Here is a 15062-nt window from a genome sequence, read left to right as displayed (position 1 = left end):
CTATCTAGCTTAATAAGCTTCCAGACTAATCAGCTAGCTAACCAATCATTCACACCTTGTGCCGCTAAATGGCCCGTTGCGAAACATGCAGTCAGGAGGTAACCGCCGGTTGGTGCTTCCCAGTCCAGCATTTCACCGGCACAAAATACACTCGGTATGGCGTTCAGCATGAGCTTTTCATTTACGGCATTTTCACATACACCACCCGCGCTGGAAATAACCTCTTCAATGGGTTTGGTTTTGTAAAAACTTGCTGGTACTGATTTCAAACACCGAGCGAGTGTTTCTGGCGTTTGATATTGGCTCTTTTCATAGGTTTCATACAAAAGCGCTGTTTTCACACCGCTGATGCCCAGCGTGCGTTTTAAGTACTTACTGAAGGATTCTTTGGGTTTGGTGTTACGCAGTTTTTTGATTATTTGCTCTTCGCTTTGCAAAGGCAAAAAATCCATCATAATACCTGCACTGCCTGAGGCATTAATGTCGTCACGAATGTATTTGGAAAAGGCATAAATCAAACTGCCTTCCATACCATCTTTGGTGACAATGCATTCGCCCTTTTTAGAAACCACCTTGCCATCACTCAAAGTAAACGAGAAGGAAACATCTTTTAAAGGACTGCCGGCAAACTTAGTTTGTAAATGCTCACTCCATTCGCTGTAGAAGCCACAATTCGCACTCTGTAATGGCGCCACCGTCACACCATTATCTTGTAAAACAGGCAGCCAAGCACCGTCAGAGCCTAATTTCGGCCAGCTCGCGCCACCCATTGCCAAAACAATGGCATCGGCTTTGGCAATCACTTGTTCGCCACCATGATCAAATGCCGCTTGGTTGTTTTCTAAAGCGATCATTTTATGGCGCATGTGGAATTCCACACCAGATTCACGCAAACGTTTCAGCCAGTTCCGCAATAAAGGCGCCGCCTTCATTTCTTTTGGGAAAACACGTCCAGACGTACCAACAAAGGTTTCAATGCCTAAGTCGTGAATCCAGTCGCACAAAGCATTAGCATCAAATTGAGAAATTGCGGAATCGAGCCAGTCGGCTTTATCATAATAACGTTGGATAAACTCAGGGTAGGCTTCGGAATGAGTTATGTTCATACCACCAACACCCGCCAATAAAAATTTGCGGCAAGCACTGGGTTTAGCGTCGTAGACATGAACTTGATGGCCCGCGGCACAAATGCCTTCTGCCGCCATTAAGCCTGCTGGACCTGCGCCGACAATAATTACTGTTTTCTGCATTTGTCCGCCGCTCATTTATAAAATCACTCACCAATAAAATAAAAGTGCATGATAAAGAATATTGAGCCCGACACCAATGACTTCTCGTAAAAGATCCACCTTCGCTTCCTTTCAGAAATAAAGAATCAATTAAGGATAAGCAAAAACATAGGAACTCATTGTTTAAGTATTAGTCTAATTTATTGTATAAAAGTTCGACTAATAAAGATGGGTTTAACTTGGTGATCTATGAGCTTGATAAAGCATTATAAAAATACAGACTCCCAATGGGGTTGGATGACTATCGTTATTCATTGGTTACTTGTTTTACCTATCGTCGGTTTATTTGCGTTAGGTTTGTACATGATGGATTTAGGCTACTACGATTCATTTTATACTTTGGCACCACAGATTCATGAAGCAATCGGTCTTATAGTATTGGCGCTCATGGTATTTCGCGTTATTTGGCGCTTAACCAATAAAACACCCAAGCCACCTAAAACCAACAGCAGCCTTATCAACACCGTCAGTCATATTGCACATAAGTCGCTCTATTCATTGTTATTCATCATCTTATTTTCTGGTCTGCTGATTAGTTATGCAGGCGGACAAGGCATAAATATATTTGATTGGTTTGTACTTCCCGGTCCGCAAGAATTTTTCGAAAATCAGGCAACTTACGCTGGGGAAGTACATTATTATTCAGCTTTTGCGCTTATTGGTTTAGTGGTTCTCCACTCAGCTGCCGCGTTAAAACATCACTTTATTGATAAAGACTCAACCTTGACAAAACTATTAGGAATTAAGGAGAAGCAATGAACACATTACTTAAAAGCACCCTATTCTCACTCGCTATTGCCACAAGTGGTTTTGCGACTGCTGCGACTTACGTGATTGATGACGTTAGATCTGGCGCTCACTCACAGCTTGATGTGAAAGTCAGTCACCTTGGTATCAGCTGGGTAAAAGGACGATTTGACGACTTTTCTGGCAGCTTTGAATACGACAAAGATAAGATCAATGATTCCAGTATTGAAGTAACCATTCAGACAACAAGCTTTGACTCCAACCACGCTAAGCGTGACAAGCACATAATGAGTTCAGACGTTTTAAACGCTTCAAAATACCCAACAGCAACGTTTAAAAGCACCAGTATTGAAGACATGGGCGATGGAAAAGTAAAAGTGAATGGTGATTTGAATTTACATGGCGTCACAAAAGCCATTTCATTTGATGCTGCTCTTATTGGCGAAGGCAAATCACCTTGGGGTGATTATCGCGCAGGATTTGAAGGCTCTGCTGATCTAAAGTTTGCTGATTTCAATATCGATACCAAAAAAATTGGCACGAATGACTTCACCATAAATATGTTCTTCGAAGGTAAAGAGAGCAAATAATTCATTTAAAAAGGCCTCATGTCGTTCAGACGTGAGGCCTTTTTATTCTGTGTCATTAAAGCCAATGAAACATCAGTCTTCCGTTTTCGGACCGCTTTGAACACCTGCCGTTAACGCTAATCGCATGGCTTCTTCAACGCCAATATCTAATTCTGTTAATCGATCACGGGAAATGTAAAAAGTCATACCGCCAATTTGATAACTCAATGGCACATAAACACCCACTAAATCTTGGCCACCAAACAGCCTTTGTCCTGTTTTTTCACCCGTCACAAACCCAATAACTTGAGCACCATTCCACTCAATGGAAACAACGCTTTTCATCTCTTTCTTTTCAGACAGATTAAACACCATCATCATATCTTTAAAAGCACCATAAATGGATTTAACCAGTGGTATGCGTTCAAAAACATTCTGACTTAATTTAACCAAATAACGAACGCCATAAAGGTTCACCAAGAAGCCAATTAAGATCAAAATCCCTAAGCTGGCAATGAGTCCTAAACCAGGAAAATAAATGCTATCTGGAATCAACCACAATAAGAGTGGTTGAGCGAGTTTTTCACCTGTCGCCAATAACCAGTAAATTAAGTAGACAGTCAAACCAATGGGTAAAACGGCAACCAAACCTTTTAATAATAAAGACACTAATTTGTTCATTGTGCTTATCTTCCTATGTTCATATCTCTTTAGACTGATTCACAGCATAGCGCATGCCTTGATTCAGACCAAAGACTCTCAGCTCTCTTAACGAAAAGATTGCTCAAATTGGACAGGCCTTATACTCTTTCGCCTATAAATACATATTTCCCCATGTTTCACTGCTTATTGGAGTCTTATCTTGAACTACAAACGTTTAGAAACCTTTGTATGGGTTGCTTCATTAGGCAATTTTCGCAAAGCCGCTGAGCGCCTTCACACTACACAGCCAGCCATTTCGGCTCGTATTGCAGGGTTAGAAGCTGAACTTGGCGTCAAACTGTTTGAACGTGAAGGGGGTTCTAGTCCGATTATGCTGACATCAAAAGGCAAAGAGCTGCTGCCTTACGTGGAAAAAATTCTGTATCAAACGGAACAATTACGAAAACGGGCTGAAATATCTACCGCCTATTCTGGCGTATTGCGTTTAGGGGTATCGGAAACCATCGCCAACACATGGTTACCTGCGTTTTTATCTCGCTTGCATCAAGATATGCCAAACTTAGATGTAGAAATGACAGTTGATGTGACAACTAACCTGTCGGTAGGCATTCAAGACAGAACCTTGGATTTGGGGTTATTAATGGGGCCGATTTCTGAGCCTAACATAGTCAATCGTGAGCTGTGTACTTTCGCACTTTCATGGGCAGCCAGCCCAAAACTTGATCTACCTGATCGTATTCTATACCTCGAAGAGTTAGTCAAATGGCCGATCATCACTTACGCTCGAGCTACTAAACCTTATATTGAAATCAATCAAAAATTTAGAGAATTAGACGGACCACCAGCGCATTTTTTTGCATCAACATCGCTGGCGGCCTCTCGCAGTTTGGCAATTGACGCCGTGGGCATATCAACACTGCCGAACATCATGATAGCGAAAGAACTGGAAGAAGGGAGTTTACGTAAAATTCGTGCCGTTTGGACACCAAGCAACCTTACGTTTACCGCATCTTATTCCGACGAGCCTTTCAACCTTCTAGCTGAAGTGGCAACCGAAATTGCCGTCAAAGCCGCACAAGAATACAGTAAAAATCAAGGTTCAGATTAACGCCAGAAAAAATTAGAAGCTTCTATTTATTAATAGAAGCTTCTAATACTTTTGCTAAATCCAAGATCGGCTGATCCATACCGTTATTTGCCGTCAGCATGAGCCCCATTGGCTCGTTTTGATAGCGAAATGGTAAAGAAACACTGCAACCATTCAGCACATTCGCTAAAGTCGTATTGCGCAAGCACAATAAATTCAAACGATCGTATTCTGCATTTTCTTCAAGGTCTGCCAATTTTGGTGCAAGCACCGCAACGGTTGGCAATAAGAAAACCGTATTCTCCTCTTGGCTCACAACACCTTGAATAAAGGCCTCTCTCGACGCTTTTGTTTGTGTAAAATCATCGGCATTCATTGTCTTAGCGCGAGCCACACGAGAAGCTACCCTAGGATCCATTGCTACCGAATTCAAATCATAACGCTCACCATAGTAAGCATCACATTCAAATGCAGAGAATTGCCAAATCGGTAACGTTTTATAGTCCTCTAACGCCTCAACAAAACGGTGTTCGATGTTCACGCCGCTCGCTTCAAGACGAACTAACACTTCTGCAAAACCTTGCTCAACTTGCAGATCTAACTCGTTCATACCAAAGTTAGTTGGAACCACTAAGGTAAGTTGAGAAAGATCCGTATGGTTTTTCGCATCTTGCGTGCCAGACAAGGTTTTCCAGAGCAATTCGCACTCTTCCACACTGTTTGCAATCGGGCCCACAGAATCCAATTCATCAGATAAAGGTAAGCCACCTTTGCGAGAGACAGTTTGTGCTGATGGTTTAAACCCGGTTACGCCACAAAACGCCGCGGGAATACGCAATGAACCGCCAGTGTCTGTACCAAGCGCCGCATCGGCAATACCAAGTGCAACTGATACCGCACCTCCGCTGGTTGAACCGCCGGGAATACGACCAGAAATAATCGGATTATCTGGCGTTCCGTAATGTGGATTCAAACCTAATCCAGAGTAAGCAAGCTCCGTCATATTCGTATGACCGATAAACGACGCACCAGCATCACGTAATGCTGCAACAGCATCTGCGTCCGTTGTCGCTTTTTTATCATCAATAAAAATAGAGCCTGCTTGTGTTTTATAGCCCGCAACATCAAACAAATCTTTGATAGAAATAATCGAACCGGTTAACGGCCCTTTTTGTGGTGTTTGGTATTCAAATAACTCAGTGAAAACACTTCGCCCTTTATGTTGAACCGTCTCTAAGACAACTGACCACTGCGCTTTTAAATCCCTGTTCAGCCAAGGAAAACCCATCTGCTTTGATTGAGACATAGGTTAGCTCACTATTGGTAATTCTTTGGTTGTGTATACACATTCAATGGTACGACTCAAAATCGGATCATGAATGCTCATTTTGAATTTCTCCGTACGACGTACACCGCCAATCGCTGGGCAAGTGCCACAAAGCATTGCACTGCCTTCAGCTAAATTGCCTTTCTCAATTAACTCTGTCAAAGGACGAATATTCGCTAAAGAACCTTTTTGGTACTGTACCCAGCCTTCGCCTTCATCTACCCAAGATTCGATCAGTAAGTCGTCTAAATGACCGGCTACTTCCTCAAAATCCCACAACTCCGTAGAAACAGGCTTTGCCGATACTTGCTTAGAGTGCGCAACAGAATAGGCTTCTAATTTACGGTCCGTATGATCAGACCCGATCCCAAGATAGAACTTACCGTCCGCTTTAATAATCAAAGGCTCTACTTCACCAGAGGTATCAGCACTTAACACTTCAACGATTGATTCTTGTGTTACCAGCAAATTAGAAGCACGATAAAACAAAGGAACAGTGGATGGTGGTGCAACACCAATTTCAGCTAATTCATCAATGTGCTCTTGTACAGACGCCATATTACGCGCTGTCCAGCCAGCAACCACTAAGTGTTTGATCTCAATTGATTGTTCAGATCCATTTACAGTGAAAAGCATAATGTTCCTTAAAAATTATCAGGTAAATAAAGAGAAATACTAGGGTAGGCTATGAGTAAAACAATCATCAGCATCATCACACCGACATAAGGCAAGCTGCCTACAATCACGTCTGAGATCTTGCCATTCTTCCTAGCAGAGTTAACCACGTACAAATTCAGTCCAACGGGCGGCGTAATCAATGCCATTTCGACCAAAATAATCATCAAAATTCCGAACCATATTTTGTCGTAACCCAACTGAACAATGATTGGCACAACGATAGGAATTGTCGCCACCATTAGAGATAAAGTTTCAATAAAGAAACCCAACACGATATACATCACTACGATGATCAATAAGGTCGCCAATGCGCTAAGGCCAAGCCCTTCCAACAGCATTTGTAACGTTCGACCAACACCAGCAGCGGTTAAAGCAAAGTTAAGAACATACGCACCTAACACCACCATCATGATCATCGCCGTGATTCGAATCGTGCCTGACAAACTGTCCTTCAGCATTTTCACCGAACAGGTTTTGTATACCGCAGCAAGGACAAACGAGATCAATACACCAATCGCTGCCGCTTCTGTTGGTGTCGCCCAGCCCAGATAAATGGAGCCGACAATACTGAATAACAAAAGTAACACTGGTAAAAGAGACTTCAATGCAACGATCTTTTCTTTCCAAGTACTGTACTGTTTTGGCCCACCTAGACGAGGCCATAAAGAACAAATAATCACCGTCACTATCATGAACATCAGCGCCATGCTGATACCAGGCACAATGCCAGCTAGAAACAATTTCGGAATGGAGCTTTCTGTTAAGAAACCATAAACAATCAAGTTAATCGAAGGCGGAATCAGAATCCCTAACGTACCACCAGCAGCAATAGAGCCCGTAAATAAACGCTGATCGTAGCCGAGTTTTTCAGCCTGTGGCGTTGCCACAGTGGCGACAGTCGCTGCGGTCGCTACAGACGAACCAGACGTCGCGGAAAACATAGTTGCCGTCGCAATATTGGCGTGAATCAAACCTCCTGGTAACCAAGAAACCCACGCATTAAGCGCACTATAGGTTTTTTGCGCCACACCACTGCGCAATAAAATTTCACCTATCAAAACAAACAAAGGAATCGCGATAAGCGTTGAGTGATTAGAGGAAGACCATAAAACCTGTCCCAACCCTCTCATTAGAGGAAAAGGACTAAAAAAGGAATCAATACCGAAGGCCAATAAAAACAGCACAACACCAACGGGAATAGATAAAGCCAGCAGTCCTAAAAGACCAAAAAACGTAAAAGGAAGCATTACTCTGTCTCCGTACCAATCATGTCATTAACTTGACTGTGTTTTTGTTTAATCACCAACCAAAAAGCACAAACCAGCAATACGCAGGAAGTGATCGCAAACCAGATCCACCCCGCCATCCAGATAGATTGAGGAATAATTAATGGGGTTTCTAATGAAGTATTCGCAAGCGAATTCCGTTTTAACGTTTTTTCTACTACTGGCATAACATAATACGCAGCATACACAGCAACATACGAGGTGGCTGCTAACGCTATAAGATCAAAAATAGAGCGTCCTGCTGCTACACCTTTATTTCGTATAACATCGATACGTACATGTGCTTTCTCAGTTAATGCGTAGCAAATTCCCCAGCTGGAAACTGCCGCCATAACATAACCAGATATTTCTTCTGAGCCACCGAAACTAATGCCAAATTCACGCAATAGAATATCAATTAGAATGAGGAGAACGCAGGCTAGTAATACTAGACCTGCGGCAACCGCCACTCCATTATTGATGCGCTTTAACCAATCAATAATGTGCAACATGGTTATTACTCTCCAGGAACAGCGAGTTTAATTTTCGCTACTTTACCAACGCTTGCATTCCATTTTTGTACCCATTCACTCCCTGCACGTTCAGCCCATTCAGGCAGTACCGTGTCGATAAGAATGCGCTTAGCTGCGAAAATATCATCAGCGCTCGGCTCAGCCCATGTCATATTGTGACTCGGACCTCTTGCGCAATCGCCATTCCCTGTTAAACAAGCAACATCTTGATCAAGTTCCGCTTGTGCGGTATCCCAAACTGCTTTTTCAAATTTCTCGGCCACTGCCGTTTCTAAGAAAGCCTGATCTTTCGCTGATAAATCATTCCATTTATCTAGGTTGATCGCTGTTACAACAGGATCCCAACCACCCAATGGCAATGTCATCAAGGAATCAGATACTTCCCACCAGCCAGCGCTATAACCAGAACCTGCGCCTGTTACCGCACAATCAACGACACCACGCTGCAAAGCACCCGGGACTTCACCAAAACTGATATTCACACTCTGTGCGCCTAATGCATCTAGGAATTTTGCTGTCATACGACCAGAAGCTCGAACTTTTAAACCAGCAAGATCAGATACTGACGAGACATCGCCTTTACAGAAAACCACTTGAGGAGGATAAGGAACTATCGCCAATACTTTAGAATTGAATGTTGTTTCATAAATTTCATCGACCATAGGGCGAGCAGCCTCTATTAGTCTTTTTGCTTGTGCTGCTGAGCTTGCCAACAAAGGAACATCTAAACCTTCTAGTTCTGGCGCATCTGAAACAGCATAATCACCTGATGTCATAGCAACATCAAAAACCCCATCACCCAACATACGGAATACATCACTTGTGCCGATGCCCATTTGGTCATGGGTCGTCATAACGACTTCGAAATTACCTTTACTTTCACTTGGCAGAATATCTGTCCAAAAAGGCTGTTCATATTGTTTGTAAAGCGGAAGACTACTCCAGCTACCAACAACAGAAAGAGATTCATCAGCAAGCGTTTGACCTGATGCCAAAGCACCAAGTACAGCCAAAGGAATACCTTTCATAAGGAAATTTTGTTTAATCATGTTCGTGTCCTATCTTTTGTGAATTTGTTTTTACAAATCTTTTTTATGTACCTCAAAAGATAAAATAAGGATCATCTTTGAAGAGGCTAAGTTCAGTGTTGAACGCGAGGGCGATAAAGTCAATTCGCTATTTTCTTTCTAAAGTGATAAAAAAAACAGATCACCCATCCAGCCTAATTTTAAAAATAAGAGAAAAAACATGAACTTCGATCAATTAAAAACCTTCCTTAGGGTCGCTAAATTAGGCGGAGTGAGGAAAGCCGCCCATGAAATGAACTTATCTCAACCTGCTATTTCAGCAAGAATCTCTGCCTTAGAAGATGAATTAGGCATTAAACTCTTCGATCGCCAAAAAAGTGGTGTCGTGCTCACCAAAGAAGGGTTATTGCTACGCTCACATGCGGAAAGAATTGAAAGCCACTTGTCACAAATTAGAGCAGAGCTCACACCATCGGAAGAAATAAAAGGTACGCTGCGAATAGGTGTCTCAGAAACGATCGCCCAATCTTGGCTCTCTGAATTTTTATCTGCGTTGCGAAAAAGTTACCCAAAGCTCGTTGTTGAATTATCTGTCGATATCACTCTCAACCTTCGCGATCAACTACTTACCCGAAACATGGATTTAGTCTTGTTAATGGGACCTTTATCAGAAGGCAATGTAGAAAACGTCTCTTTGCCTTCCTTTAAGTTAGGCTGGTTTTGCCATCCAACGACAGAAGACAAAGACCTAGGAACCACGCCAATCATCTCCTTCTCTCGTTTATCCAAACCTTACCAAGAATTAATGTCAGCTTTAATGCTTCGTTATCGTGAAATTGGGCAGGTGTTTCCTTCGACATCCCTCTCTACAAGTTTTGAAATGATTGCGTCTGGCATTGGCGTTGGCGTTTTACCAATACAACTGGCGCAACGCTTTATCGAAACCAACCGCCTTATTTCCTTTGATCCTGGCTGGACACCGGATGATCTTATGTTCACGGCGTCTTACTTAAATGACCCTAAAGATCCTATTGTTTATCAAGTTGCAAAACTGGCCAAAAAAGTAGCGGATGAATATGACCAAAGAACAAAATCAAACCAAAAAAAGAAGGTGAGCCAACCGCTTGATAAAAAAAACTGATCAAATAACCAAAAAAAACACGATTAGACTTTTCATACAAGTAGCACCTACTCTTAAGAAATCCAATATGGAAAGAGTAAGGAATTTTGCAATGAAACAATTTACATCACCTTTACTGCAACAAACCTATGAACTGCGTCAATCTATTCGCCGTAAAGAGCACACTGGCGTCACCAGCGGGTTAGTTGAAGGCGCCATGCAAGGCAACGTGGTTATTTTACCCGCGGATTGGGCAAACGAATTTTTACTTTTTTGCCAGAAAAACCCGGTCTCTTGCCCATTGATTGGCGTTTCCGAAATCGGCAGTTTTGCCATGCCAGAACTTGGTAATGACATTGATATGCGCCATGACATTCCAGAATATTATGTTTATCGCAACGGTGAAAAAGTCGAAAGTCGCTCAGACATTGAAGATTTATGGCAAGACGATATGGTCGCCTTTGTTTTAGGTTGTTCCTTTTCATTTGAAAACGCTTTATCAAAAGCCGGCCTAACACCAAGAAACATAGAAGAAGACGTAAACGTCTCTATGTTTGATACCAATATTGCAACCACACCAGCCGGACGTTTCTTTGGTAACACAGTTGTCACCATGCGACCTTACACTCCAAAAGAAGCCATTCGTGCCATACAAATCACCACACGTTTTCCTAAAGCTCATGGCGCGCCATTACATTTTGGTTCACCAGAAGCTATTGGCATTAGTGATTTAAGCGAACCAAATTACGGCGATGCGGTCACAATAAAAGAAGGTGAAGTACCTGTGTTTTGGGCTTGCGGTGTGACTCCACAAGCCGTTATCCGCAACGCAAAACCGCCTATTTGCATTACTCATGCACCAGGTAAAATGCTCATTACAGATATTTTAGATACCGATCTCGCTGTTTTTTAGTACTTGTTTTCGTGTAAAAACAAATCAGGACAAAAAACGGCACACAGCGCAGAAACAATACTGCGTAATACATAACAAAAATGAACGAAAAAAAGGAATCAAACTATGTTGAAACTCACTAGCGCATTACTTATTGGTGGACTTGCTTCCACTGCCAGCTTTGCAGAAAAATGGCACATGCCAACACCATACGGTGACGGAAACCTACCAACTCAAATTGCCTATGATTTTGCACAAGAAATCAAAGACAAAACTAAAGGCGAACTAGACATTACCGTTCACTCTGGTGCTTCTTTGGTAAAACATACAGAGATTCCACGTGCAGTGAAATCTGGACAAGTACAAGTCGGCGAGATATTCCTAGGTATTCTAGGCAATGAAAACCCTATTTATAAGCATGACAACATTCCATTTTTAGCAACAACTTATGAAGATGCTAAAAAATTATGGGAAGCCGCTAAACCAGCAATAGAAAAACGCCTTGATAGAGACGGCATGGTTCTTTTATACACTGTCGCTTGGCCTGCTCAAGGTCTTTACAGCAAAGATCCTGTAAACAGCCTATCTGACTTAGCGGGTTCTAAGATGCGAGCTTACAGCCCATCATCGTCACGTCTAGCGGATCTAATGGGAACAACGCCAACAACGATTCAAAACCCAGATATCCCTCAAGCTTTCAGTACTGGTATTATCCAAGCCATGATCACATCGCCTTCAACGGGTGTAACAAGCCAAGCATGGGATTATGTTAACCACTACACAGACATCAAAGCGTGGGTACCTAAAAACATCATTGTAGCCAATAAAAAATCATTCCGTCGTCTAGATAAAGACACTCAGAAAATCATCATGGATGCCGCTGCACACGCAGAAGCAGACGGTTGGGCGAAAGTGGTTGCTCGAGCAAACAAAGACACACAGATCTTAATTGATAATGGAATGGTCGTAACTGAGCCTTCTCCACAATTGCTTAAAGAATTACAAGTGATTGGTCAAACAATGACTCAAGAATGGAAAAAAGAATCACCAAAAGATGTAGGTACGATTCTTGGTAACTACGAAAACTAGTATTTATTCGTCGTTATTAGATAAGTAACTATTTGTATGCTCCTCCCTTTGCTGTTTAGCATTCATAAATCTTATAGATTTATAGAGTGCTAGGCAGTATTTTTTAAGACTCAGTATTTCAATAACAATACGCTTAAACTCCTCCTCTATTCTAAGAAAGTGAATACTATGAGCCGAATTAAAGAAAAACTCTATCTATGCTCTGGCCTGTTGTCTGGCCTCTGCATCGTCATTATTACCTTAATACTGCTGGCGCAAATCGTCGGACGTTTCTTCGGTTTTATTGTGCCCTCTGCCGAAGATTTCGCAGGCTTTGCCCTCGCTGCATCGACCTTTTTAGGTTTAGCTTATACTTTTAGAGAAGGCGGTCATATTCGCGTTACTCTTGTTATACAAAGATTTTCTCCTGTTCCTCGGAAGATACAAGAAGGCCTCATCCTTACCTTTTCACTGGCCTTAATGTGCTATTTGTCTTACGCCTGTTCATTCATGGTGTACGAGTCTTACATTTACGATGAAGTCTCTTACGGTTATGTGCCTGTGCCTTTATGGATTCCTCAAATACCAGTTGCGGTCGGCGCAATCGCTTTGACTTTGGCTATTTTAGACGCTTGGATCGACGTTATTCGAGGCAAGCAGCCAGATTATGTTAAACAAGAAGACGCCTTGTCGTTGGAGGAAATCTAATGGATATGATGTGGATTTCAATCTTATTAGGATTTGGTTTACTCGCTTTATTAGGTCTTGGTGTTTGGGTGTCGTTTACCCTGATAGCCATTGGCGGCTTAGGGCTTGTTTTATCCGAAAATTACCAGATCGACCTGCTTTTCGCGACATCAAGTTGGGGCGCCAGTACCGCTTGGTCTTTGACCGCATTACCACTTTTCATCTGGATGGGCGAAGTCTTATTCCGAACACGCTTATCTGAAGATTTATTTAAAGGTTTGTCTCCTTGGTTAGGTGGCGTTCCAGGCAAACTGCTTCATGTAAACATTTTGAGCTGCGGTATTTTTGCGGCGGTGTCTGGATCTTCTGCGGCAACTGCGGCGACCATCGGTCGTATGACGCTGCCAGAACTTCGTAAGCAAGGTTACAGTGATCGTATGGCAATAGGCACATTGGCTGGCTCTGGCACATTGGGCTTGCTGATTCCACCTTCCATTATCTTGATTGTTTATGGCGTTGCTGCCGAAGTTTCTATTTCTCGTTTGTTCATTGCGGGTGCGTTACCAGGTTTATTATTGGTGTCTCTGTTCATGGGTTTCACTATGATTTGGGGCCATTTACACAAAGACGAATTACCAAAAACCACAGGTCACGAAACCAGCTGGGCAGCTCGAATTAAAGGCTTACGCAAGTTGCTTCCAGTGGTCGGCTTAATCGGTTTTGTTTTGGGCTCTATTTATGGCGGCCTAACAACGCCAACAGAAGCCGCGGCAATCGGTGTTACTGGCGCATTAATTCTAGCGGCTTTTACCGGTTCTTTAAGCCGTCATAGCTTTATGGAGAGCTTACTCGGTGCCGTAAAAAGCTCTTGTATGATTGGTTTCATTCTTGTCGGGGCGCATTTCCTAACCCTTGCCATGGGCTTTTTAGGCATTCCAAAAGCCTTGGCAATTTGGATCGGCGACATGTCACTGTCTCCAATGGAATTGATCTTGTATCTCACGGTTCTATTTGTAGTTTTGGGTTGTTTCTTAGATGGTATTTCCGTTGTCGTTCTGACGGTTGCGGTTATCTTGCCTGTGATTCAAGCTGCAAACATTGATCTACTTTGGTTCGGTATCTTCATCGTTTTAGTGGTCGAAATGTCCCAGATAACACCACCCGTTGGTTTCAATCTCTTTGTTATTCAAGCGCTCACGGGAAAAAATATTTTATATGTTGCAAAAGCCGCGCTGCCTTTCTTCTTGTTGATTGGTGTGGCGATTCTTTTGATCAGCGTTTTTCCAGAAATTGTGACTTATTTACCGGCAACCATGTCGCAAAATTAGTCACCAATTAATTGATTCAATAGGTACTTAACATGAAATTAAATTGCGATATGGGTGAAGCCTTTGGCGCATGGAAAATGGGCTTAGACGACAAGATTATGCCGTTTGTGGATCAGGCAAACATTGCCTGCGGCTTTCATGCTTCTGACCCTTTAACCATGGCAAAAACCGTTGCTCTGGCAAAACAGAATAATGTAACGATTGGCGCACACCCCGCGTATCCAGATTTGGTTGGCTTTGGTCGTCGTAATATGGATATTGCTCCTACGGAATTGAAAGCCATTATTCAATATCAAATTGGCGCGTTAAAAGGTCTCTGCGAAAGCCAGAATACTCAGGTGGATTACGTAAAACCACATGGTGCGTTATACAACACAATGATGGCTGACTTCTCTGTTCTAGAAACCGTCATGCAAGCCGTGAGTGAACTAGACGCCACCATTCCATTAATGGTTATGGCGGTTCCTGAAGCGCTAGAAATCAAAAAAATGGCGAAGAAATACGGTATTGATGTGTGGTTTGAAGCCTTCTCTGATCGTCTATACACAGACGAAGGCCGTCTTACTCCTCGTAAAGAACCAAGAGCCGTTCACGCGACTTTTGAGTTAATCGAGAAGCAAGTTGAACAGCTGTGCGAAAACGGCACACTCACAACCGCATCAGGCAAAACATTGGCAATTCATGCCGATACGATTTGCGTTCATGGCGATGGCGAACATGCGTTAGAAGCCGTTACTCGCATCCGTACTTTGGTCGACCGTTTGAACAAGGCTAGCTAGAA

The 15062-nt window shown here is 42.7% G+C and carries 16 protein-coding genes; 9 read left to right on the top strand and 7 right to left on the bottom strand.

Annotation, left to right across the window (positions count from 1 at the left end; all coding sequences use genetic code 11):
• Positions 1-29: 29 nt before the first annotated feature.
• A complete protein-coding gene (locus tag MUS1_RS01715; RefSeq protein WP_084035520.1) occupies positions 30-1250 on the bottom strand; it encodes a TIGR03862 family flavoprotein in 1221 nt (406 codons plus the stop codon).
• A 228-nt stretch (positions 1251-1478) separates the two neighbouring features.
• Here MUS1_RS01715 and MUS1_RS01710 point away from each other — a divergent pair, with 228 nt between their 5' ends.
• Positions 1479-2048, top strand: coding sequence for a cytochrome b (locus MUS1_RS01710; RefSeq protein WP_036158210.1), 570 nt, complete (start codon positions 1479-1481; stop codon positions 2046-2048).
• Positions 2045-2626: a YceI family protein gene (locus tag MUS1_RS01705; protein ID WP_036158208.1), complete on the top strand. Its 582-nt coding sequence runs from the start codon at positions 2045-2047 to the stop codon at positions 2624-2626. The genes MUS1_RS01710 and MUS1_RS01705 overlap by 4 nt, the downstream gene beginning before the upstream one ends.
• Before the next feature lie 72 nt (positions 2627-2698).
• Here the strand turns inward: MUS1_RS01705 and MUS1_RS01700 are convergent, their stop codons facing one another.
• Positions 2699-3286, bottom strand: coding sequence for a DUF502 domain-containing protein (locus MUS1_RS01700; protein WP_036158204.1), 588 nt, complete (start codon positions 3284-3286; stop codon positions 2699-2701).
• A 181-nt stretch (positions 3287-3467) separates the two neighbouring features.
• On the opposite strand from MUS1_RS01700, the gene MUS1_RS01695 reads away from it, so the two are divergent.
• Positions 3468-4376: a LysR family transcriptional regulator gene (locus MUS1_RS01695; RefSeq protein WP_036158200.1), complete on the top strand. Its 909-nt coding sequence runs from the start codon at positions 3468-3470 to the stop codon at positions 4374-4376.
• Positions 4377-4398: 22 nt separating this feature from the next.
• Here MUS1_RS01695 and MUS1_RS01690 read toward each other — a convergent pair whose 3' ends face one another.
• From MUS1_RS01690 to MUS1_RS01670, 5 genes are read right to left on the bottom strand one after another with little or no spacing between them, the layout of a single operon-like run.
• A complete protein-coding gene (locus MUS1_RS01690; RefSeq protein WP_051436042.1) occupies positions 4399-5661 on the bottom strand; it encodes an amidase family protein in 1263 nt (420 codons plus the stop codon).
• A gap of 3 nt (positions 5662-5664) precedes the next feature.
• Positions 5665-6318, bottom strand: a complete 654-nt coding sequence (locus MUS1_RS01685; RefSeq protein ID WP_036158197.1) for a DUF2848 domain-containing protein — start codon at positions 6316-6318, stop codon at positions 5665-5667.
• A gap of 8 nt (positions 6319-6326) precedes the next feature.
• A complete protein-coding gene (locus tag MUS1_RS01680; RefSeq protein WP_036158193.1) occupies positions 6327-7607 on the bottom strand; it encodes a TRAP transporter large permease in 1281 nt (426 codons plus the stop codon).
• On the bottom strand, positions 7607-8137 hold the full coding sequence (locus MUS1_RS01675) for a TRAP transporter small permease subunit (RefSeq protein ID WP_036158190.1): 531 nt from the start codon (positions 8135-8137) through the stop codon (positions 7607-7609). Before MUS1_RS01675 ends, MUS1_RS01680 begins: the two co-directional genes overlap by 1 nt.
• A gap of 5 nt (positions 8138-8142) precedes the next feature.
• Positions 8143-9207: a TRAP transporter substrate-binding protein gene (locus MUS1_RS01670; RefSeq protein ID WP_211236408.1), complete on the bottom strand. Its 1065-nt coding sequence runs from the start codon at positions 9205-9207 to the stop codon at positions 8143-8145.
• A 199-nt stretch (positions 9208-9406) separates the two neighbouring features.
• Here MUS1_RS01670 and MUS1_RS01665 point away from each other — a divergent pair, with 199 nt between their 5' ends.
• From MUS1_RS01665 to MUS1_RS01640, 6 genes are all read left to right on the top strand, one after another.
• Positions 9407-10327 carry a LysR family transcriptional regulator gene (locus tag MUS1_RS01665; protein WP_051436041.1) on the top strand — a complete coding sequence of 307 codons (921 nt, stop codon included), beginning with the start codon at positions 9407-9409 and terminating at the stop codon, positions 10325-10327.
• A gap of 91 nt (positions 10328-10418) precedes the next feature.
• The gene (locus MUS1_RS01660) at positions 10419-11219 is read left to right on the top strand and encodes a putative hydro-lyase (RefSeq protein ID WP_036158187.1); all 801 of its coding nucleotides are present in this window, start codon (positions 10419-10421) and stop codon (positions 11217-11219) included.
• A 105-nt stretch (positions 11220-11324) separates the two neighbouring features.
• Positions 11325-12287 (top strand): TRAP transporter substrate-binding protein, encoded by a 963-nt coding sequence (locus MUS1_RS01655; protein ID WP_036158184.1) that lies wholly within the window; start codon positions 11325-11327, stop codon positions 12285-12287.
• Positions 12288-12455: 168 nt separating this feature from the next.
• Positions 12456-12974, top strand: a complete 519-nt coding sequence (locus MUS1_RS01650; RefSeq protein WP_211236407.1) for a TRAP transporter small permease — start codon at positions 12456-12458, stop codon at positions 12972-12974.
• The gene (locus MUS1_RS01645; RefSeq protein ID WP_036158181.1) at positions 12974-14281 is read left to right on the top strand and encodes a TRAP transporter large permease; all 1308 of its coding nucleotides are present in this window, start codon (positions 12974-12976) and stop codon (positions 14279-14281) included. Before MUS1_RS01650 ends, MUS1_RS01645 begins: the two co-directional genes overlap by 1 nt.
• A 32-nt stretch (positions 14282-14313) precedes the next feature.
• The gene (locus MUS1_RS01640; RefSeq protein ID WP_036158179.1) at positions 14314-15060 is read left to right on the top strand and encodes a 5-oxoprolinase subunit PxpA; all 747 of its coding nucleotides are present in this window, start codon (positions 14314-14316) and stop codon (positions 15058-15060) included.
• The last annotated feature ends 2 nt before the right edge of the window (positions 15061-15062 follow it).

The organism is Marinomonas ushuaiensis DSM 15871, assembly GCF_000521805.1.
Lineage (GTDB): Bacteria > Pseudomonadota > Gammaproteobacteria > Pseudomonadales > Marinomonadaceae > Marinomonas > Marinomonas ushuaiensis.
This window is presented reverse-complemented; position numbering and strand designations above follow the sequence as displayed.